The organism is Streptomyces sp. NPDC047061 (genome assembly GCF_040643955.1).
GTDB lineage: Bacteria > Actinomycetota > Actinomycetes > Streptomycetales > Streptomycetaceae > Streptomyces.
This window is the reverse complement of sequence record NZ_JBEYVI010000011.1, coordinates 1-18,363: the sequence shown is the minus strand read 5'-3', so window position 1 is coordinate 18,363 and position 18,363 is coordinate 1. Positions and strand designations below refer to the sequence as shown.

The following is an 18,363-nucleotide window of genomic DNA, read 5'->3' as shown; positions in this document are numbered from 1 at the left end:
CCGTGCCTGCCGCCGCTCGAATAGGAGCGGTCTTGGCCGCGTGCAGCGCCGACCAGTCCAGGTCAACGCGGCTGTCGCGGCTCGGGCAGATGGTCGAACCCATGCGGCGGACTTCCTCTCCTTCGGCGTCGGCGCTGGTGCCCCAGCACTTCTGTCCGCCTCAACAGTGGTCCGCCGCGCAACATTCCCGGGCGTCACCCGAGCGACGCGGTCCATGCGACGACCGCGTCCGTGATGATGGTCACTGCCCTTTCCTGCCCGATCTCCGCACGTTTGGGCACCGCGAACCCGTGATCGGCGCCCGGCACCTCGACGAGTTCGTACTCCCCGTCCGGGAACTCGGCCGGCTTCCCGAACGGGTCGTTCCCGCCCTGCACGACCAGCGTGGCCACCCCGGCGCCCAGCAACTCCTCGGCCCGCGACTTCTCCGGCTTCCCCGGCGGGTGCAGCGGGAAGCTGAGCGCGAGGACGGCGGCGGCGCCCAGCTCCGTCGCCGTACGGCAGGCGACCCGGGCCCCCGCGCTGCGCCCGCCCGCCACCACCGGCAGCCCCGGCGCCGCCAGCGCGGGCCACAGCCCCCGCCAGCCCACGTCGAGCGTCCTCGGCGCGGGGGCGACCTTCTTCCCGGCGACCCGCCAGGGCTGCTCGACGAGCGCGACGGTCACGCCGTGCTCCGGCAGGACCGCCGCGATCGCCTGCAGGTCCCGCGCCTCGATGCCCCCGCCCGCCCCGTGGCCGACGGCGAGCACCAGCCGCGCCTTCTCCGCCTCGTGCCAGGTGATGCGGGCGTCCCCCGCGTCCGTACCGACGATCTTCGCTGTGGTCACGTGAGAAGGCTAGAAGAGCGTGCCCTCCTCCGGCCCCTCCAGCTCCTTCAGCAGCTCCGGGCTGTTGTTGCGGACGTTGCTGACCGCCGTGGAGACCGGGTAGGCCCGCATCAGGCCCTCCGGCGGCGGGGCGAGCAGCGAGCGCAGGTCCTCGACGTCCGTCCGGGCCGGGTCGAGCCAGGCGTCCCAGCGGTCGGGCGTCAGCATCAGCGGCATCCGGGGGTGGATGTCGTGCAGCGACCGCGGCCCTTCGGCGGGCGCCACGCCCAGCGGCCCGGTCTCGGCCTCCGTGGTGATCACCGAGCAGGTCGCCCACCAGGCCAGCGGGTGCTCGTCGGGCAGCGTACGGTCGCGCCAGAACTCGTACAGCCCGGCCATCGCGAACACCGAGCCGTCGGCGGGGAGCACGAAGTACGGCTGCTTGCGCGGCCGCTTCTTCTTCCCCTCGACCTCCAGGTCCCGCTCCTCCTTCTCCGTGACCCACTCGTAGTAGCCGTCGGCGGGCAGGATGCAGCGGCGGGTGGCGAAGGCGCGGCGGTACGACGGCTTCTCGTGGACGGTCTCGGCCCGCGCGTTGATCATCCGGGCGCCGCCCTCGGGCGACTTGGCCCAGGAGGGCACCAGCCCCCACTTGAGCCTGCGCAGCTGGCGAACCGGACGGCGGTCGTCGGCGTCTTTCAACGGACGGTCGAGAACGGCGTAGACCTCCTTGGTCGGAGCCACGTTGTAGTCGGGCTCCAGGGTCTCCTCGGGTTCCCACTTCTCTATTTCAAAGACTCCTGCGAGATCCTCGGGCCCACGACTGGATGCATACCGTCCGCACATACGTGCAACACTGCCAGACTCCGCCTGACCAGAGGGAGCAACCGCCGCACCATGGACAGCTTCGCCGCCCTCGCGCTGCCCGACCTCTGGGACCGTCTGACGGGTACCCAGTCCGACCCCGATCTGTGGGTGGTGCTCGCGACCCTGGCCGCCGCGCTCGCGGTGGTCGTCCCGCACAACCTGTGGCGGATATCCCGCAACGCCATCACGATCGCCCACGAGGGCGGGCACGGCCTGACCGCCCTGCTCACCGGCCGCCAGCTCACCGGCATCCGGCTGCACTCCGACACCAGCGGCCTCACGCTCAGCCGGGGCAAGCCGCACGGCATCGGCATGATCCTCACGGCGGCGGCCGGCTACACGGCTCCCCCGCTGCTGGGCCTCGGCGGCGCGGCCCTCCTCGGCGCCGGCCGCATCACCCTGCTGCTCTGGCTCGCCACCGCCCTGCTCGTCGTGATGCTGGTGATGATCCGCAACGCGTACGGCGTCCTCACGGTGTTCCTGACGGGCGGCACCTTCCTGCTGGTGTCCTGGCTGGCCGGCCCCCAGGTACAGGCCGCGTTCGCCTACGCCGTGGTGTGGTTCCTCCTCCTCGGCGGAGTCCGCCCGGCCTTCGAACTCCAGGCGAAGCGCTCCCGCGGCGGCGCCGGCGACTCGGACGCCGACCAGCTGTCGAGGCTGACCCATCTCCCGGCGGGCGTATGGCTGTTCCTGTTCCACACGGTGTCGCTGTGCTCACTGATCGGCGGCGGCCGCTGGCTCCTGGGAATGTGACCGGCACATCACAGCCGACAGCACCACAGCCGCCCCAAAGGGGCGCGGGGAACTGCGCGACCAGCCCCCACGGCGCCGCACCCGACCACCGGCCGATCCGCGAAGCGGCACCGCACCCACCCACCAGCCGCCCGCCCACCGGCCGTCCCCGCTCCCTGCCACTAAAGTGACCCCATGGCCGCAAACCCCACCGCACCAACCGCCCTCTGGCCCGCCCCCCACGCGCGCGGAGCCGTCGACGCGACGGTTCACGTGCCGGGGTCCAAGTCGGTCACCAACCGCGCCCTCGTCCTCGCCGCCCTCGCCTCCGAACCCGGCTGGCTGCGCCGCCCCCTCCGCTCGCGCGACACCCTGCTGATGGCCGGCGCCCTGCGCGCGATGGGCGTCGGTATCGACGAGGGCGTGGGCCCCGACGGCTCCGGCGAGGCCTGGCGCGTGCTCCCCGCAGGGTTCCGCGGCCCCGCCACCGTCGACGTAGGCAACGCCGGCACGGTCATGCGCTTCCTCCCGCCCGTCGCCACCCTCGCCGCAGGCGACATCCGCTTCGACGGCGACCCCCGCTCCTACGAGCGCCCCCTGCACGGCGTGATCGACGCCCTGCGCGTCCTCGGCGCCCGGATCGACGACGGCGGCCGGGGCGCGCTCCCGCTGACCGTGCACGGCAGCGGCGCGCTGGACGGCGGCCCGGTGTCCATCGACGCCTCGTCCTCCTCCCAGTTCGTGTCGGCCCTCCTGCTCTCCGGCCCGCGCTTCAACCAGGGCGTCGAGGTCCGGCACACCGGCCGGAGCCTCCCCTCCCTCCCGCACATCCGGATGACCGTCGACATGCTGCGCGCGGTCGGCGCCCAGGTGGACACCCCCGAGTCGGGCGGCGAGCCGAACGTCTGGCGGGTCACCCCGGGCGCCCTGCTCGGCCGGGACCTCACCGTCGAGCCGGACCTCTCGAACGCCCAGCCGTTCCTCGCCGCGGCCCTGGTCACGGGCGGCAGGGTGCTGATCCCGGACTGGCCGTCCCGGACGACGCAGCCGGGCGACCGGTTGCGCGAGATCTTCACCGAGATGGGCGGTTCCTGCGAACTGACCGAGTACGGCCTGGAGTTCACCGGCTCGGGCCGGATCCACGGCATCGACGTCGACCTGGGTGACGTCGGCGAGCTGACCCCCGGCATCGCGGCGGTCGCCGCCCTCGCGGACACCCCCTCCACGCTGCGCGGGGTCTCCCACCTCCGGCTGCACGAGACGGACCGGCTGGCCGCGCTCACCAAGGAGATCAACGAGCTCGGCGGCGACGTCACCGAGACCGCCGACGGGCTGCGCATCCGCCCGCGCACGCTGCACGGCGGCGTCTTCCACACCTACGAGGACCACCGCATGGCGACGGCCGGTGCGATCATCGGCCTGGCCGTGCCCGACGTGCAGATCGAGAACGTGGCGACGACGGCGAAGACCCTTCCGGACTTCCCCGACCTGTGGACCGGGATGCTCGGGAGCGACGGGGCCTAGGGGCGTACGACGATGCGCCGCTACGGCAAGCACACCGACGAGGACGACATCCGCGCCCGCCCCAACCGCAAGGGCAACCGGCCGCGGACGCACATCCGCCCGAAGCACGAGGACGCGGCCGAGGGGATGGTCCTCACCGTCGACCGGGGCCGGCTGACCTGTCTGGTCGAGGACCGGACGATCCTGGCGATGAAGGCCCGTGAGCTGGGCCGCAAGGCGGCGGTGGTCGGCGACCGGGTGGCCCTGGTGGGCGATCTGTCCGGCCAGAAGGACACCCTCGCCCGCATCGTGCGCATCGAGGAACGCACGTCCCTGCTCCGCCGTACCGCGGACGACGACGACCCGTTCGAGCGGGTGGTGGTCGCCAACGCCGACCAGCTGGCGATCGTCACGGCCCTGGCCGACCCCGAGCCCCGCCCCCGCCTGATCGACCGCTGCCTGGTCGCGGCCTACGACGGCGGCCTCACCCCCCTCCTGGTCATGACCAAGTCGGACCTGGCCCCGCCGGACAAGCTCCTGGAGCTGTACGGCGACCTGGAGATCCCGTACGTGGTGACGAGCCGCGAGGAACTGGCGGCGGGTGACGCGGCCCACCGGGTCCGGGAGCATCTCGACGGCAGGGTCACGGCGTTCGTCGGCCATTCGGGCGTCGGCAAGACCACGCTGGTGAACGCCCTGGTCCCGGAGGACCGCCGCCGTACGACCGGACACGTGAACGCGGTGACGGGCCGGGGCCGGCACACCACGACCTCCGCTCTCGCCCTCCCGCTGTCCGACGACGGGGGCTGGGTCATCGACACCCCCGGCGTCCGCTCCTTCGGTCTGGCCCACATCGACCCGTCCCGGGTGATCCACGCGTTCCCCGACCTGGAGCCCGGCACCGAGAACTGCCCGCGCGCGTGCAGCCACGACGAGCCGGACTGCGCGCTGGACGAGTGGGTCGCCGAGGGCCACGCGGACCCGGCCCGGCTGTACTCGCTGCGCCGGCTGCTGGCGACGCGGGAGCGCACGGAAGGCGACTGACCACCGGGGTGTTTGTCATGACCCGAGTTCGGTAAGTGCATAATCGCACCGAGCTGGACATACGGGAGGACAGCACATGGCGTGGCTGCTGGTGATCGTGGCCGGGATCCTGGAGACCGGCTTCGCCGTGTGCCTCAAGCTCTCCCACGGCTTCACCCGACTATGGCCGACGATAGCCTTCGCCTCCTTCGCGCTGGGCAGCTTCGGTCTGCTGACCCTCTCCCTGAAGAAGCTGGACGTGGGCCCGGCGTACGCGGTCTGGACCGGCATCGGCGCGGCGGGCACCGCGATCTACGGCATGATCTTCCTGGGCGACCTGGTCTCGACCCTGAAGATCGTCTCGATCAGCCTGGTGATCGTGGGAGTGATCGGCCTGCAGCTCTCGGGCTCGTCCCACTGAGAGGCGCCGGACCGGGCGGCCGGGCCGGTTCCAGCAGCTCGAAGGGGGTCGTCGACTTCCCGGACCCCGACTCGCCGACCAGCACGAGCGTCTCGCCCCGCCGCACCTCCAGGCCGACGCCGTCCACGTCAGGTGCCGGCGGTCCGCTCCGACCTGGCGGACCTCGGCGCGAACGGACTGGCCGGCGAGGACTGCACGAAGGCGGGCCGGCTCAAACAGCCCGGTCGTGCACGGGCTGCCGGTGGAGGGCGCCGCGGACCAGGTCCGCCACCGCTCCGTCCACCGGGGGCGCGGCCACGCAGGACAGGGCGAGCCGGACGGCCAGCTCGCAGGAGCGGGCCAGCTCGCTGTCCGTCCTCGCCGCGCCGGTCCCGGAGAGCACGGCCACCGCCCGGTCCCGCACGATCTGCACGAAGTCTCCGGGCGAGGGCAGCGGCCCGTCCGCCCGGCGCTGCGCGGGCACCGCGGAGGAGGACGGCACCGCGGAGAGCGTCGGCGTGGGCAGCCGCTCGCTCCAGCAGCCGGTGAGCATGGCCCGTACCAGCGCGTTCTCGCGGGCCGTGGCGGCCATCCACTCGGCGGTCGCGGTCAGCCGCTCGCGCGCCTCGGCATGGCTTCCCAACGCCCGTTCGACCCCCGCGAGATAGCCGTCGGCCTCCCTGCGCACCAGCGCCCTCGCCAGGCCTTCCTTGCTGCCGAACTCGTTGTACAGCGTCTGCCGGGACACCCCGGCCGCCGCCGCCACGTCGACCATCCGCACGGCAGCCCACGGCCGGCGCGCGAGCGCCGCGTACGCGGCGTCCAGAAGGGATTCCCGGGCTGCAGGCATCATCGCCTCCCTGGGGCGAGCGGCTCTGCGCCCAGATTTGACGCGCACGAATCCACTGTCAAGGGTTCGCGAAGGCATCGGGGGGCGCCCTTCGGCCAACACGCGCGGGCCTGCCACGCGCCTGCCACGCGCCCGCCACGGGCGTGCCCGAGACATTCCGAGGTCACCGCCCGATCACTTACCGGCATCGGCCGGCCTCCCCCGGTAGCCCCGCGCCCATCACGGCAGATAGCGTTCGTCGCATGCCGGACTACCTTGACGACCTGCGTCTCGCCCACGTGCTCGCGGACGCGGCCGACGCCGCGACCATGGACCGCTTCAAGGCCCTCGACCTCAAGGTCGAGACCAAGCCCGACATGACCCCGGTGAGCGAGGCGGACAAGGCCGCCGAGGAGCTGATCCGGGGCCAGCTGCAGCGCGCCCGCCCGCGGGACGCGGTCCTCGGCGAGGAGTACGGCATCGAGGGCACCGGTCCGCGCCGCTGGGTGATCGACCCGATCGACGGCACCAAGAACTACGTGCGCGGTGTCCCGGTCTGGGCGACCCTGATCTCCCTGACGGAGGCGGCCGAGGGCGGCTACCAGCCGGTCGTGGGCCTGGTCTCCGCGCCCGCGCTGGGCCGCCGCTGGTGGGCCGCGAAGGGGCACGGCGCCTTCACCGGCCGCAGCCTGTCCTCGGCGAGCCGCCTGCGCGTCTCCAGGGTCTCGAAGCTGTCCGACGCGTCCTTCGCGTACTCCTCGCTGGGCGGCTGGGAGGAGCGGGGCCAGCTGAACGGGTTCCTGGACCTCACCCGCGACGTGTGGCGCACGCGCGCGTACGGCGACTTCTGGCCCTACATGATGGTCGCCGAGGGCTCCGTGGACATCTGCGCCGAGCCGGAGCTCTCCCTGTGGGACATGGCGGCCAACGCGATCGTGGTGACGGAGGCCGGCGGCACCTTCACCGGCCTCGACGGCCGTCCGGGCCCGCACAGCGGCAACGCGGCCGCGTCCAACGGGCTGCTCCACGACGAGCTGCTGTCGTACCTCTCCCAGCGTTACTGAAACGGTCTGCTGAGGCGCGACGGGCCTGAACGGGGTCACCGAGCACGGCACATATGAGCGCGTGCGCCCTCAATTGGATGCGCGCACCCCCTTGTTGACCCTCGCTTTACCTGCCACCCTGAGAGAACCCTCACTTGTGCATTTGTGAATCGCCGCACTATCCCGGCGGTTCCCTAGGAGGTGGCACCTTTCATGCTCGTCCGTGACGCCATGAGCACGGTGGTCCTCACCGTCGGCCCCGCCCACACCCTCCGCCAGGCAGCCGCCCTGATGTCCGCGCGCCGCGTGGGCGCGGCGATCGTCCACGACCCGGACGCCGGCGGCATCGGCATCCTCACCGAACGCGACATCCTCAACTCCGTGGGCCTCGGCCAGAACCCCGACACGGAGCCCATCCATGCCCACACCACCAACGACGTCGTGTTCGCCACGCCGACCTGGACGCTGGAAGAGGCGGCCCGGGCGATGGCCCACGGCGGCTTCCGTCACCTGATCGTCCTGGACGGCGGCGAACCGGCCGGCATCGTCTCGGTCCGCGACATCATCCGCTGCTGGGCCCCGGCCCGCACACCGCAGCCCGTGTAGGGCCCCTGGGGCATGCCGAACGGGCCGGATCCCGGCCTCCCGGGGATCCGGCCCGCCCGCCCTCGACAAGCGGTCCGGTGCCGGTCCGGTGCTGGTTCCGCACCGGACCGGTACCGGAATGTCAGCCGCGCAGGGCCTGGACCGCGGCCTCCAGCCGCTTGCCGAAGTCTTCGTCGGCCTGGCGGAAGTTGCCGATCGCGCGCTCGGCGATGTCGTCGCGCGACACCTTCGCGAGGAAGCCGGCCAGGTTCTCGATCAGCCGCTCCTGCTCGTCCGCGGACATCAGGCGGTAGAGGTTGCCCGCCTGCACGAAGTCGTCGTCCTCGGCGTGCACGGGCGCGGGGTGGTTGCCGGTGCCGCCGGCGAGACCGTCGTACGGCTGCCACAGCGGACGGCCGGTCTGCGCCGGGCCGCCGAAGCTGTTCGGCTCGTAGTTCTTCGCGCCGCCGTGCCGGCCGTCGTACAGGAAGCCGTCGCGGGAGTAGGTGCGCGCCTCGACGGCGTGCGGGCGGTTGACCGGCAGGTGGTCGGCGTTGATGCCGACGCGGTAGCGGTGCGCGTCGCCGTAGGCGAAGAGGCGGCCCTGGAGCATCTTGTCGGGGGACGGCCCGATGCCGGGCACGAAGTGCGCGGGGCTGAAGATGCTCTGCTCGACCTCGGCGAAGACGTTGTGCGGGTTGCGGTTCAGCTCCAGCCTGCCGATCTCGACCGGCGGGTAGTCCGCGTGCGGCCACACCTTGGTGAGGTCGAACGGGTTGAAGCGGTAGGCCGCCGCGTCCGCCGCCGGCATGATCTGCACCTGCACGGTCCAGGTCGGGAACTCCCCGCGCTCGATGGCCTCGCGCAGGTCGCGCTGGTGCGAGTCCGGGTCCGCACCCGCGAGCCGGTTCGCCTCCGCCTGCGTGAGGTTCCTGATCCCCTGGTCGGTCTTGAAGTGGTACTTGACCCAGAAGACCTCGCCGGCCGCGTTGTTCCACTGGTAGGTGTGCGAGCCGTAGCCGTTCATGTGGCGGTACGACGCCGGGATGCCGCGGTCGCCGAACAGCCAGGTCACCTGGTGCGTGGCCTCGGGGCTGAGCCCCCAGAAGTCCCAGACGTTGTCCGCCTCCTGGCTGCCCGTGTACGGGTCGCGCTTCTGGGTGTGGATGAAGTCGGGGAACTTGATGGCGTCCTTGATGAAGAACACCGGGGTGTTGTTGCCGACGAGGTCGTAGTTGCCCTCCTCGGTGTAGAACTTCAGCGCCCAGCCGCGCGGGTCGCGCACGGCGTCGGCGGACCCGAGGTTGCCGGCCACGGTCGAGAAGCGCAGGAAGGTCTCGGTCTGCCTGCCGACCTCGGAGAGGAAGGCGGCGCGCGTGTACGGGGCGACGTCGGCGGTCACCGTGAAGGTGCCGTAGGCGCCCGCACCGCGCGCGTGCACCACCCGCTCCGGGATGCGCTCGCGGTTGAAGTGGGCGAGCTTCTCCAGCAGGAGCTGGTCCTGGACCAGGACCGGACCGCCGGTGCCCGCGGTCTCGCTGTTCTGGTTGTCGGCCACCGGCGCCCCCGCCTCCGTGGTCAACGGCCCCTGCGTCACACCTGCGTCCTGTGCCATTTCACACCATTCCTGTCACTTTGCTGGCCCCGAACTCGATCCTACATTGGACTTAGTCCAAGTCAAGCAGAGCTCCAAAGTCACACCTGTTCGGAAAAAGGGGCCCCTGCTGTTAGGCTGAATGCCATGAGTGACCTTCTGGAACGGCTGCGTGGACGCGGATGGCGGATGACCGCGCAGCGACGCGTCGTGGCCGAGGTACTCGACGGCGAGCACGTCCACATGACGGCCGACGAGGTCCACGCCAGGGCCGCCGTGAAGCTGCCCGAGATCTCCCGGGCGACCGTCTACAACACGCTGGGCGAGCTGGTCTCCCTCGGTGAGGTCATCGAGGTCTCGACGGACAAGCGCGCCAAGCGGTACGACCCCAACGCGCACCGGCCGCACCATCACCTGGTCTGCGCCCGCTGCGGCTCGATCCGCGACGTCCACCCGACGGGCAACCCGATGGCCGACCTCCCCACCTCGGAGCGCTTCGGCTTCACGGTCTCCGACGTCGAGGTGACGTACCGCGGCCTGTGCCCGGACTGCGCGGCGGCCGTCTGACGAACGTTCCCGAAGGCCCCGGCGCTCGCGATGAGCGCCGGGGCCTTCGTCGTGCTTCGCGTCGCGCCTCGTGCGGGGGCGTAAAACACCGAGGGCCGGATTCCGTTTCCGGACTCCGGCCTTCGGCCTTCAGTAGCGGGGACAGGATTTGAACCTGCGACCTCTGGGTTATGAGCCCAGCGAGCTACCGAGCTGCTCCACCCCGCGTCGATGAACTGAACATTACGTGAGGGATGCGGACGGAAGCAAATCAATACCGATGACCCCTCCTGACCTGCGGAAACGCACCGGCCTACGCCGACAGCTCCTCCCGCAGCGCGTCCCGGAGCCGACCCGCCCGCTCGGTCACCTCCGCGGGGCCCAGCGCCACCGCCCGGTCGGCCCACAGCTGCCCCTCGGCCAGCTCGCCACGACGCGCGTAGACCAGGGCTAGCCGCAACGCCGCCCGCCCGTGCCCCGCGTCGGCGGCCCGCTCCCACCACACGGCCGCCTCCGGCTCACTGCCCTCACGGGCCAGCAGCAGTCCGAGGTTGAACGCGCCGTTGCGCGAGCCGGCCTCGGCCGCGGCCCGGTACCAGCGCGCGGCCTCCACCACGTCCCCGCGGGCCGCGGCCAGCATGCCGACCCGCACCTGGGCCCGCCGGTGCCCCTGCGTGGCGGCCCGCTCGTACCACTCCTCGCACTCGGTCTTCACGTTCAGGGACGACTCCCCGAGCTCGTGCTCGGAGACCGCCGGCCGACGCGCGTCCAGGACGGCGGCGAGCCGGTAGGCGGCCTCGGCGCTGCCCCCGCCCGCCGCGCACCGCAGATGGCGCTCGGCGGTCGCCTCGTCGCCCTCGCGCAGCCGGGCGATGCCGACCTGCAGCGCCGCCTCCGTGTGCCCGGCAGCGGCGGCCTGCTCGTAGCAGCGCAGCGCGACCCGGTCCTCGCCCCGCCCCGCGTACAGGATCCCCAGGTTGAACGCGGCGTCCACGCTCCCCGCCTCCGCGGCCTTGGAGAACCACGGCTCGGCGCCGCTCGTGTCACCGACCTGGAGCAGCAGGATGGCGAGCGCGTTCGCGGCCTCGCGGTGCCCCGCGTACGCGGCCCGCCGGTACCACTGCTCGGCCTGCGCGGTCCGCCCCTGCTCGGCGCAGAGCAGCCCGAGGTTGTACGCCCCGTTGTCGTCGCCCGCGTCCATCGCGGCCCGGTACCAGCGCTCGGCGGTCTGCGTCTCGCCGCGCTCGGCGTGCAGCGCGCCGAGCGCGTTCGCCGCATTGCCGTCGCCGTCCTGAGCGGCCCGCAGCCACCACACGGCGGCGCTCTCGGTGTCCCCGGCGTCGCGCAGCAGGAAGCCGAGCGCACAGGCGGCCCGGGCCTCACCGTCCTTGGCGGAGGTCAGGTACCAGCGGCCGGCCTCCTTGAGCTCGCCACGCCGCTCCAGGATCGCGCCGAGATGCAGCGCGGCCCTGCGGTGCCCGCGCGCGGCGGCCTGCCGGTACCACTGCTCGGCCTCGTCGGCGTCCGGAGCCCCGGCCGGGGTCTCCGTGTCGACACCGTTGTCGGACCCGGTCTCGCCCTCGCTCACGGCCGCCCTGCGGTCGAGCGCGCGCGCCAGCCGGTACGCCGCCTCCCGGTGTCCCCGCTCGGCGGCGGCCCGCATCCACTGCCCGGCGTCCGTGTCCCCCCGGTGCTCCAGCAGGTCGGCCAGCGCGTAGGCGCCGAGCGCGTGGCCCTGCTCTGCGGACTGGCGCAGCCAGTACTCGGCGGCGGGTTCGTCGCCGCGTTCACGGTGGTGGCGGCCCAGCGCGTGGGCGGCGGCCGCGGATCCGGCGACGGCGGCGATCCGCCACCAGCCGGCCGCCTCCTCCGGGTAGCCGCGCTGGTGCAGCAGGACACCCAGGTTGTTCGCCGCGGCCCGGTCACCGGCGGCGGTGGCCGCGCGCAGCTGCGGTTCGGCTCCGTCGAGGTCGCCACGGCGCAGCAGCATGGCGCCGAGCACACTCATCGACTCGACGTCACCTGCCTCGGCCTGGAGCCGGCGGCGCGCCTCCTCGGCGGCCTCGGCGGCCTCGTCGTGGGTCGGCTCCTCGCCCGAAGGCTGCACAAATCGCCCTGTCTCGAACAGAGTTGCCTTGTCCCCCATAACGTTCATCGTCGCACCACCTGCAACCTGGGTACACCACGTATACCGCAGACCGTGAGGTCACTTCAGCGTTTTGTCGACATGCCCACAGAACGACAAGTCAAACACATCTCCGCCAACTCCCCACAGCGGCGCGGCGACCCCGGCCATCGGTACATGCGTTCGCCGCCCGTCCGGACACCGGGAGCCGTCCGGAGGGGCGGCGCCGGGCCCGCTCCCGAACACACGAAGGCCCGGATCCAAAAGGATCCGGGCCTTCGATTCCAGTAGCGGGGACAGGATTTGAACCTGCGACCTCTGGGTTATGAGCCCAGCGAGCTACCGAGCTGCTCCACCCCGCGCCGTTGTGTCTCAACCCTACCACGGCGCGGAGCCAGTTCGATCATCCGCTCCTGATCAGCCGCTCGGACTGGGACTGCCGCTCGCTGTCGCACTCGGACTTGCGCTCGCTCTTGCAGTGGCGCCGGCACTGGGGCTGGGACTGCTGCTCGCCGTCGCGCCCCCACCGGTCTTGCCGGCCTTGGACTGTGCCTCCTCGGCCCGCTTGAGCGCGTCCTGCAGCTCGTCCTGCGCCTTGCCGTACGCCGTCCAGTCGCCCTTCTTCAGGGCCTCCTGGCCCGCGTCGAAGGCCTTCTGGGCATCGTTCAGAGCCTCTTGGACCGTGGGGTTGCCGGACGTCGGCGGTGTGGTCGTCCCGGTGTCCGAGGAGCCCGTGTCCGAACTGTCCGTTCCGAACACCTTGTTGAGCGCCTCGTCGAGGGTGTTCTCGAAGGCGGTTCTGCCCTCGTAGGTCACCAGGACCTTGCGCAGCAGCGGGTACTTGACGCCCGCGCCGCGTACGTAGACGGGCTCCGCGTACAGCAGGCCCCCGTCCAGCGGCACGGTCAGCAGATTGCCGTACTCCACCTCGGAGTCGCCGCCCTTGAGGAGCTTGATGGCGGCGGCGATGTCCTGTTCGGAGTTGAACTTGCTCTGGACCTGTTTGGGTCCGTCGACGGTCGTACTGGTCGGCAGTTTCAGGATTCTGATCTTGCCGTAGTCCTTGGAACCGGCCTCGGAGTCGACCGACATGAACGCGCTGAGGTTGTCCCGGCCGTTGGGCGTGAACGTCGTCGACAGCGAGAAAGCCTGCGCGCTCTGGTCGGGCATCTTCATGCTCAGGTAGTACGGCGGCACCGCGTCGCCCGAGTTGTTGGTCGGGTCGTCCGGCACCTGCCACACCTCGCTGCCGGTCAGGAACGTCTGGGCGTCCGTCACGTGGTAGCGGGTGAGCAGCTCGCGCTGCACCTTGAACAGGTCCTGCGGGTACCGGAGATGCTCCATCAGGTCCTGCGAGATGGCGCTCTTCGGCTGCACCGTGCCGGGGAAGGCCTTCATCCAGGTCTTCAGCACCGGGTCCTCGGTGTCCCACTGGTAGAGCTTGACCTCGCCGGTGTACGCGTCGACGGTCGCCTTCACCGAGTTGCGGATGTAGTTGACCTGGTTCTGCTGGGCGACCACCGCGCGCGAGTTGTTGGTCGCGGTCAGCGAGTCGGCCGTCGTGTCACCGAGGGTCGTACGGGACGCGTACGGGTAGCCGTTCGACGTCGTGTAGGCGTCGACGATCCACTGGATACGGCCCTTCACCACGGCCGGGTAGGCGTCGCCGTCGATGGTCAGCCAGGGGGCGACCGCCTCCACGCGCTCCTTGGGCGTGCGGTTGTACAGGATCCGCGAACCCTTGCCGATCGCGCCGGAGTACAGGATCTGCGGCTCGTTGAACGCCACCGCGTACGCGGCCCGGTTGATCGGGCTGGAGAGGCTGACCCCGCTCTTGCCCTCGTAGCTGGTGGTCTTCTCGCCGTTGTCGTCGGAGTAGTCGATCTCCTTCTGGGGACCGCCGACGATCGAGTACGTGGTCGTCTTCTCGCCGTAGTAGACACGCTGCTGGTACGTGCCCAGGGAGCCCGTGGACGGCAGGTCGGACTCGGTGAAGACCGGCTGGCCCTGGTCGTCGGCCTCGGTGCCCTTGGCGGCGACGACGCCGTAGCCGTGGGTGTAGCGGAAGTGGTCGTTGATCCAGTTGTTCTTCGGGATGCCGGCCAGGTTCAGCTCGCGCAGCCCGATGACGGTGTCCTGGATCTTGCCGTCCTTGGTGTAGCGGTCCACGTCCAGGTTGGTCGGGAACGCGTAGTAGTTCCGCATCTGCTGGAGCTGCTGGAACGTGGGCGACACGATGTTCGGGTCCATGATCCGGATGCTCGCCGTGGTGTCGACGTCGTCCCGGAGCTTGGTCTTGTCCGTGGTGTTGCTCTTGCCCGTGTACTCGGTGACCTGGGTGTCGTCGATGCCGTACGCCTCGCGGGTCGCCTTGAGGTTCTTCTGGACGTACGGGGCTTCCTTGGCCTGCTCGTTGGGCTGGACCTGGAACTTCTGGACGATCGCCGGGTAGAGGCCGCCGATGAGGATCGCGGACAGGACCATCAGGCCGAAGCCGATGACGGGCAGCTGCCAGGTGCGCCGCCACAGGGTGGCGAAGAACAGCAGTGCGCAGATGACGGCGATGCAGAACAGGATCGTCTTGGCCGGCAGGTACGCGTTCGCGTCGACGTATCTGAGGCCGGTCCAGTTGTCGGTGGCCTTGAAGTCGCTGGACTTCACCGCCAGTCCGTAGCGGTCGAGCCAGTAGGCGACCGCCTTGAGGGCGACGAAGATACCGAGCAGCACCGAGAGGTGGCCGGTCGCGGCGCCGGTGGCGCGCGCGCCGGGGCTGGTGACGCGCAGCCCGCCGTACAGGTAGTGGGTGAGCGCGGCGGCGATCAGGGAGAGGATCGCGGTGGCGAAGCCGAAGCCGAGCAGGAAGCGGTACCAGGGCAGGTCGAAGGCGTAGAAGGAGACGTCGAGGTGGAACTGCGGGTCCTTCTGGTGGAAGGGCACGCCGTTGACCCACATCAGCCAGGTGCGCCACTGGCCGGCCGCGGAGGCGCCGGCGATCAGTCCGACCAGCGCGGTGACCGCGAGCAGCAGCCACTTCTTGTACGGCGCGATGCCCATCCGGTAGCGGTCGAGGCTCTGCTGCTCCATGGACATGGCGCTCAGCGGGGGCCGCAGCCGGTGCGCCAGCCAGATGTTGAAGCCCACGGCGGCCGCCATCAGCAGACCGAAGACCGAGAACAGCCCGATCTTGGTCCACAGGGTGGTGGTGAACACCGAGGAGTAGTGCACCGACCGGTACCAGAGCCAGTCCGTCCAGAAGCCCGCGAACATGGTGAACGCCATGCCGAGCACGGCAAGCACGCCCAGTGTCAGGAGCAGGGTCCGGACCCGCCGGGACGGGCGTCCGGTCGCTCTGATCCGTGGCCCCGTCGGGCCTCCGCCGCGGTCCGGCATCTGGAAAGCCAAGGTGCGCACCTCGAAGTCGCTGTTGATCCGCTGTTGATCTCTTGATCCGCTTTTGTTCCGTCAGGCCACCGTGCCCGGGGACCTCTCGTGGCCCCCAGTGATCGCGGGGCCACACCTATGCAACTTACTCACGGCTTACTCGGTTCCCGATTCCGGCCATGAACGAGGCAGGATTGTGACCATGTCCAACACTCCCATGGCAGCGAACCCGCTCACCCGGGCCGTGCTCGAGATCGACGAGTACGCCTCCGGCCTCGGCTGGGACCAGCCCGCTCGCCTCTTCGCCCTCGTCGACACAGCGCGGCTGCGCACCCAGGAACCGGCTCTCGCCGCCCAGCTCGGTCTGGAGGACGAGTCCGCGACCACCGGTCTCACCCCGATCGAGCAGGACGAAGTGCCAACGGACAAGGCGCTGGACGAGTTCCTCGGCACCATCGCCTGGCCGGACGCGGTGGTCGGCTGCGCGCTCACGGTGGAGCGGCTGATGCTGCCGCCGTCCGCCGAGTCCCAGGTCCCGGAGGGGATGAGCGAGGCGAAGCTGGCCAAGTGGGTGGCGAGCCACCCCGAGCGCCAGGAGGTCCGGATGACGGTCGCCGTACTGCGCGACGGCAGCCGCGACTCGGCGGTGCGCCTGCGCGAGAAGGACTCGCCGACGGAGGTCCTCACCGGCCCCGAGCTGGTCCCGGGCCTGGCGGACGCGCTGAAGGCGACGTTCGAGGACTGAGACCGTCGTCGATGGCACCAGGGGCGCCCCTCGTCAGGAAGGGCGCCCCCGGTCGCGTATGCGCCGTCTCAGCCCTTGGTGGTGCACTTCGGCAGGGCCGCGGTGTCTCCGCTGCGGATGTCCTTGAGGGCGCCGAGGGCGTCGTCGATGGTCTTGACCTTGACCAGGGTGAGTCCGCCGGGGGTGTCCTTGGCGGCCTCGGCGCAGTTGTCGGCCGGGGTCAGGAAGTACTGGGCGCCCTTGCTGCGCGCGCCGATGGTCTTCATCGAGATGCCGCCGATCGGGCCGACCGTGCCGTCGTCGTCGATCGTGCCGGTACCGGCGACGAACTTGCCGCCGGTGAGGCTGCCCGGGGTGAGCTTGTCGTAGATCCCGAGCGAGAACATCAGCCCCGCGCTCGGCCCGCCGACATCGGCGAGCTTGATGTCGATGGAGAACGGGAACGTGTGATCGGTCCCGGCGGAGATCCCGACGATGGCGCGCTTCTCACCGCTGTCGTCGCTGGTGGCGGTGGTGATGGTGACGTCCTGCGTCTTGGTGGCCGTCTTGTTCGCCTTCTCGGCGGCGGCCTGCTCCTTGACCGGGACGACGGTGAAGACGACCTTCTCGCCGGGCTTGTGCTTGGTCACCAGGGTCGCGACATCGGCCGGCTGCTTGACCGTCGTGCCGTCGACGGCCTTGATCACGTCACCGGCGTGCAGCCGGCCCTCGGAGGGCGAGCCCTTGAGAACCGTCGACACGATCACCCAGGACTTGACCGGGACACCCAGCTCCTTCAGGGCGGCGACCTTCGCGCTCTCCTGCGACTCGCTGAACTCCTCGGCGTTCTCCTGGGTGGACTGCTGCTCCGTCTTGCCGTCCGGGTAGAGCGTGTCGTGCGGCACGACCTTGTTGTCGTGCGAGAGCCACCCGTAGACCGCCTCGACGAGGTTCATCTTGTAGTCGGCGCTGGTGACCCTCACCGTGGTCATGTTCAGGTGCCCGGAGGTCGCGTAGGTCTTGTGACCGGAGATCTGCAGCACCGGCTCGCCGTCGTGGTCCCCGAGTGTGTTCACGGTCGGGCCGGGAGACATCTCCGAGTACGGCACGTTGATGAGCACTCCGGCGCACAGGAGCGCGATCAGCATCAGGGTGGAGGCGAGCATCGTCGCGGTGCGGCGTGGCATGCGAAGACAGTACGGGACGGGTCTGTCAGCGCACCGTCAGGGCCACCCGTCACACGCGCCTCAGCCGCCGGAGCGGGACTTCTCCATGGCCTCGCGGAAGCGCGCGTACCCGTCGAGTTCCGGCCCGTCGCTGCGCGCTCTCCTCGTCCGGTTGGCCCAGCTGCCCCACAGACCGGCACCGACCGCCGCCACAAGCGGAATCAGCAACCAGACGAGCGCCGCCATGCCGACCTCCCAACCCCATGACCGTCCGCGACTGACTGATCAGCAGATTAATCACCCGCACTGACAACGCTCACGCGAGGGGTACGGTTACGCAAGCGGAGGCCGGACAGGGGTCCTTCAGCAGGCCCCGACCCACTCCTCCGTCCCATCCGAGAACTTCTGGTGCTTCCAGATGGGCACCTCGTGCTTGAGGTCGTCGATCAGCTTTCGACAAGCTTCAAAGGCGTCCCCCCGATGCGGACACGACACGCCGACGACCACGGCGAGATCACCCACCCGCAGGTCCCCCACCCGGTGCACGGCGGCCAGCGCCCGTACCGGGTACTCGGCGACGACCTTCTCGGCGATCCGCCGCATCTCGCTCTCGGCACTGGGATGACACGAATACCCGAGCGCGTCCACGTCAGCGCCCCCGTCGTGGTTCCGCACGGTCCCCACGAACAGCGCGACCCCACCGGCCGCGTCGTCCGCCACGGCCGCGAAGACCTCGTCCACGGAGAGCGCACTCTCCCGGATCCCGATCAACTTCACGGGATCGGCAGCGCCCCGCTCCCCAGGATGATCACTCACAGCAGCCATACCCCCATCGTGCCGCAATCCCGGGACCACCCGGAATACCGCTATCACCAGGCACACGCGCGTACGCCTTTGGAGACTCCTACAGCGTGGCGCCCTTCCAGCCCGCCCGGCACCACGATCCAGCCCGTCCGGCGTTTGAGTCCGGATTGGTGTCCACGTCCAGCTGCACCACCTTCAGCCGCTCGCCCTCCTCCGCCGCGAGGGCCGTGAGCAC

General features: G+C 70.8%; 17 protein-coding genes, 2 tRNA genes and 2 pseudogenes. 8 read left to right on the top strand and 13 right to left on the bottom strand.

All coding sequences use genetic code 11. The annotated features are described in order from the left end of the window. Positions 1–194: 194 nt before the first annotated feature. Together ABZ887_RS17990 and ABZ887_RS17985 are read right to left on the bottom strand one after the other, a co-directional pair. Positions 195–827 carry an alpha/beta family hydrolase gene (locus ABZ887_RS17990; RefSeq protein WP_361289920.1) on the bottom strand — a complete coding sequence of 211 codons (633 nt, stop codon included), beginning with the start codon at positions 825–827 and terminating at the stop codon, positions 195–197. Positions 828–836: 9 nt separating this feature from the next. Further along, complete coding sequence (locus tag ABZ887_RS17985) at positions 837–1,652, bottom strand: SOS response-associated peptidase (RefSeq protein WP_361289917.1); 816 nt, start codon at positions 1,650–1,652, stop codon at positions 837–839. Between the two features lie 51 nt (positions 1,653–1,703). Here ABZ887_RS17985 and ABZ887_RS17980 point away from each other — a divergent pair, with 51 nt between their 5' ends. From ABZ887_RS17980 to ABZ887_RS17965, 4 genes are all read left to right on the top strand, one after another. Beyond that, a complete protein-coding gene (locus tag ABZ887_RS17980; RefSeq protein WP_361289914.1) occupies positions 1,704–2,426 on the top strand; it encodes a M50 family metallopeptidase in 723 nt (240 codons plus the stop codon). A 174-nt stretch (positions 2,427–2,600) separates the two neighbouring features. Beyond that, a complete protein-coding gene (gene aroA, locus ABZ887_RS17975) occupies positions 2,601–3,929 on the top strand; it encodes a 3-phosphoshikimate 1-carboxyvinyltransferase (protein ID WP_361289911.1) in 1,329 nt (442 codons plus the stop codon). 12 nt (positions 3,930–3,941) lie between these two features. After that, positions 3,942–4,952: a ribosome small subunit-dependent GTPase A gene (gene rsgA / locus ABZ887_RS17970; protein WP_361289908.1), complete on the top strand. Its 1,011-nt coding sequence runs from the start codon at positions 3,942–3,944 to the stop codon at positions 4,950–4,952. Between the two features lie 76 nt (positions 4,953–5,028). Further along, positions 5,029–5,352 carry a multidrug efflux SMR transporter gene (locus ABZ887_RS17965; RefSeq protein WP_355715863.1) on the top strand — a complete coding sequence of 108 codons (324 nt, stop codon included), beginning with the start codon at positions 5,029–5,031 and terminating at the stop codon, positions 5,350–5,352. A gap of 16 nt (positions 5,353–5,368) precedes the next feature. Here ABZ887_RS17965 and ABZ887_RS17960 read toward each other — a convergent pair. After that, positions 5,369–5,479, bottom strand: a pseudogene (locus tag ABZ887_RS17960) (ATP-binding cassette domain-containing protein); the annotation flags it as partial. An 84-nt stretch (positions 5,480–5,563) separates the two neighbouring features. After that, positions 5,564–6,184 (bottom strand): helix-turn-helix domain-containing protein, encoded by a 621-nt coding sequence (locus tag ABZ887_RS17955; protein ID WP_361289904.1) that lies wholly within the window; start codon positions 6,182–6,184, stop codon positions 5,564–5,566. A gap of 239 nt (positions 6,185–6,423) precedes the next feature. On the opposite strand from ABZ887_RS17955, the gene hisN reads away from it, so the two are divergent. Beyond that, complete coding sequence (hisN, locus tag ABZ887_RS17950; protein ID WP_361289901.1) at positions 6,424–7,224, top strand: histidinol-phosphatase; 801 nt, start codon at positions 6,424–6,426, stop codon at positions 7,222–7,224. Between the two features lie 192 nt (positions 7,225–7,416). Then, positions 7,417–7,809, top strand: a complete 393-nt coding sequence (locus tag ABZ887_RS17945; protein ID WP_361289898.1) for a CBS domain-containing protein — start codon at positions 7,417–7,419, stop codon at positions 7,807–7,809. A 121-nt stretch (positions 7,810–7,930) separates the two neighbouring features. Here ABZ887_RS17945 and ABZ887_RS17940 read toward each other — a convergent pair whose 3' ends face one another. Continuing rightward, on the bottom strand, positions 7,931–9,403 hold the full coding sequence (locus ABZ887_RS17940) for a catalase (RefSeq protein WP_361289895.1): 1,473 nt from the start codon (positions 9,401–9,403) through the stop codon (positions 7,931–7,933). Between the two features lie 126 nt (positions 9,404–9,529). Here ABZ887_RS17940 and ABZ887_RS17935 point away from each other — a divergent pair, with 126 nt between their 5' ends. Continuing rightward, positions 9,530–9,949, top strand: coding sequence for a Fur family transcriptional regulator (locus ABZ887_RS17935; RefSeq protein ID WP_361289892.1), 420 nt, complete (start codon positions 9,530–9,532; stop codon positions 9,947–9,949). Positions 9,950–10,082: 133 nt separating this feature from the next. Here ABZ887_RS17935 and ABZ887_RS17930 read toward each other — a convergent pair. From ABZ887_RS17930 to ABZ887_RS17915, 4 genes are all read right to left on the bottom strand, one after another. Beyond that, a tRNA-Met gene (locus ABZ887_RS17930) sits at positions 10,083–10,156 on the bottom strand. Positions 10,157–10,241: 85 nt separating this feature from the next. Then, entirely contained in the window at positions 10,242–12,083 is a 1,842-nt protein-coding gene (locus ABZ887_RS17925) for a tetratricopeptide repeat protein (protein ID WP_361289889.1), read from the bottom strand. Positions 12,084–12,341: 258 nt separating this feature from the next. Continuing rightward, a tRNA-Met gene (locus ABZ887_RS17920) sits at positions 12,342–12,415 on the bottom strand. 55 nt (positions 12,416–12,470) lie between these two features. Beyond that, positions 12,471–15,443, bottom strand: coding sequence for a UPF0182 family protein (locus ABZ887_RS17915; protein WP_361290433.1), 2,973 nt, complete (start codon positions 15,441–15,443; stop codon positions 12,471–12,473). Positions 15,444–15,636: 193 nt separating this feature from the next. On the opposite strand from ABZ887_RS17915, the gene ABZ887_RS17910 reads away from it, so the two are divergent. Further along, positions 15,637–16,179 (top strand): PPA1309 family protein, encoded by a 543-nt coding sequence (locus tag ABZ887_RS17910; RefSeq protein WP_361289886.1) that lies wholly within the window; start codon positions 15,637–15,639, stop codon positions 16,177–16,179. A gap of 68 nt (positions 16,180–16,247) precedes the next feature. On the opposite strand, the gene ABZ887_RS17905 is transcribed toward ABZ887_RS17910, so the two are convergent. The 4 genes and pseudogenes from ABZ887_RS17905 to ABZ887_RS17890 all read right to left on the bottom strand — a co-directional run. After that, entirely contained in the window at positions 16,248–17,345 is a 1,098-nt protein-coding gene (locus ABZ887_RS17905; protein ID WP_361289883.1) for a PDZ domain-containing protein, read from the bottom strand. A gap of 60 nt (positions 17,346–17,405) precedes the next feature. Beyond that, a complete protein-coding gene (locus ABZ887_RS17900) occupies positions 17,406–17,570 on the bottom strand; it encodes a hypothetical protein (protein WP_181806927.1) in 165 nt (54 codons plus the stop codon). Between the two features lie 117 nt (positions 17,571–17,687). After that, the gene (locus tag ABZ887_RS17895; protein ID WP_361289879.1) at positions 17,688–18,149 is read right to left on the bottom strand and encodes a molybdenum cofactor biosynthesis protein MoaE; all 462 of its coding nucleotides are present in this window, start codon (positions 18,147–18,149) and stop codon (positions 17,688–17,690) included. 136 nt (positions 18,150–18,285) lie between these two features. Further along, positions 18,286–18,363, bottom strand: a pseudogene (locus ABZ887_RS17890) (thiol reductase thioredoxin); the annotation flags it as partial.

Coding starts and splice junctions, on each gene's coding strand:
- ABZ887_RS17900 (WP_181806927.1), bottom strand. CDS start 17,570: ATGGCGGCGCTCGTCTGGTTGCTGATTCCGCTTGTGGCGGCGGTCGGT.
- ABZ887_RS17945 (WP_361289898.1), top strand. CDS start 7,417: ATGCTCGTCCGTGACGCCATGAGCACGGTGGTCCTCACCGTCGGCCCC.
- ABZ887_RS17925 (WP_361289889.1), bottom strand. CDS start 12,083: ATGAACGTTATGGGGGACAAGGCAACTCTGTTCGAGACAGGGCGATTT.
- ABZ887_RS17980 (WP_361289914.1), top strand. CDS start 1,704: ATGGACAGCTTCGCCGCCCTCGCGCTGCCCGACCTCTGGGACCGTCTG.
- ABZ887_RS17935 (WP_361289892.1), top strand. CDS start 9,530: ATGAGTGACCTTCTGGAACGGCTGCGTGGACGCGGATGGCGGATGACC.
- aroA (WP_361289911.1), top strand. CDS start 2,601: ATGGCCGCAAACCCCACCGCACCAACCGCCCTCTGGCCCGCCCCCCAC.
- ABZ887_RS17965 (WP_355715863.1), top strand. CDS start 5,029: ATGGCGTGGCTGCTGGTGATCGTGGCCGGGATCCTGGAGACCGGCTTC.
- ABZ887_RS17910 (WP_361289886.1), top strand. CDS start 15,637: ATGTCCAACACTCCCATGGCAGCGAACCCGCTCACCCGGGCCGTGCTC.
- ABZ887_RS17905 (WP_361289883.1), bottom strand. CDS start 17,345: ATGCCACGCCGCACCGCGACGATGCTCGCCTCCACCCTGATGCTGATC.
- ABZ887_RS17985 (WP_361289917.1), bottom strand. CDS start 1,652: ATGTGCGGACGGTATGCATCCAGTCGTGGGCCCGAGGATCTCGCAGGA.
- ABZ887_RS17955 (WP_361289904.1), bottom strand. CDS start 6,184: ATGATGCCTGCAGCCCGGGAATCCCTTCTGGACGCCGCGTACGCGGCG.
- ABZ887_RS17895 (WP_361289879.1), bottom strand. CDS start 18,149: ATGGCTGCTGTGAGTGATCATCCTGGGGAGCGGGGCGCTGCCGATCCC.
- ABZ887_RS17940 (WP_361289895.1), bottom strand. CDS start 9,403: ATGGCACAGGACGCAGGTGTGACGCAGGGGCCGTTGACCACGGAGGCG.
- rsgA (WP_361289908.1), top strand. CDS start 3,942: ATGCGCCGCTACGGCAAGCACACCGACGAGGACGACATCCGCGCCCGC.
- hisN (WP_361289901.1), top strand. CDS start 6,424: ATGCCGGACTACCTTGACGACCTGCGTCTCGCCCACGTGCTCGCGGAC.
- ABZ887_RS17915 (WP_361290433.1), bottom strand. CDS start 15,443: ATGCCGGACCGCGGCGGAGGCCCGACGGGGCCACGGATCAGAGCGACC.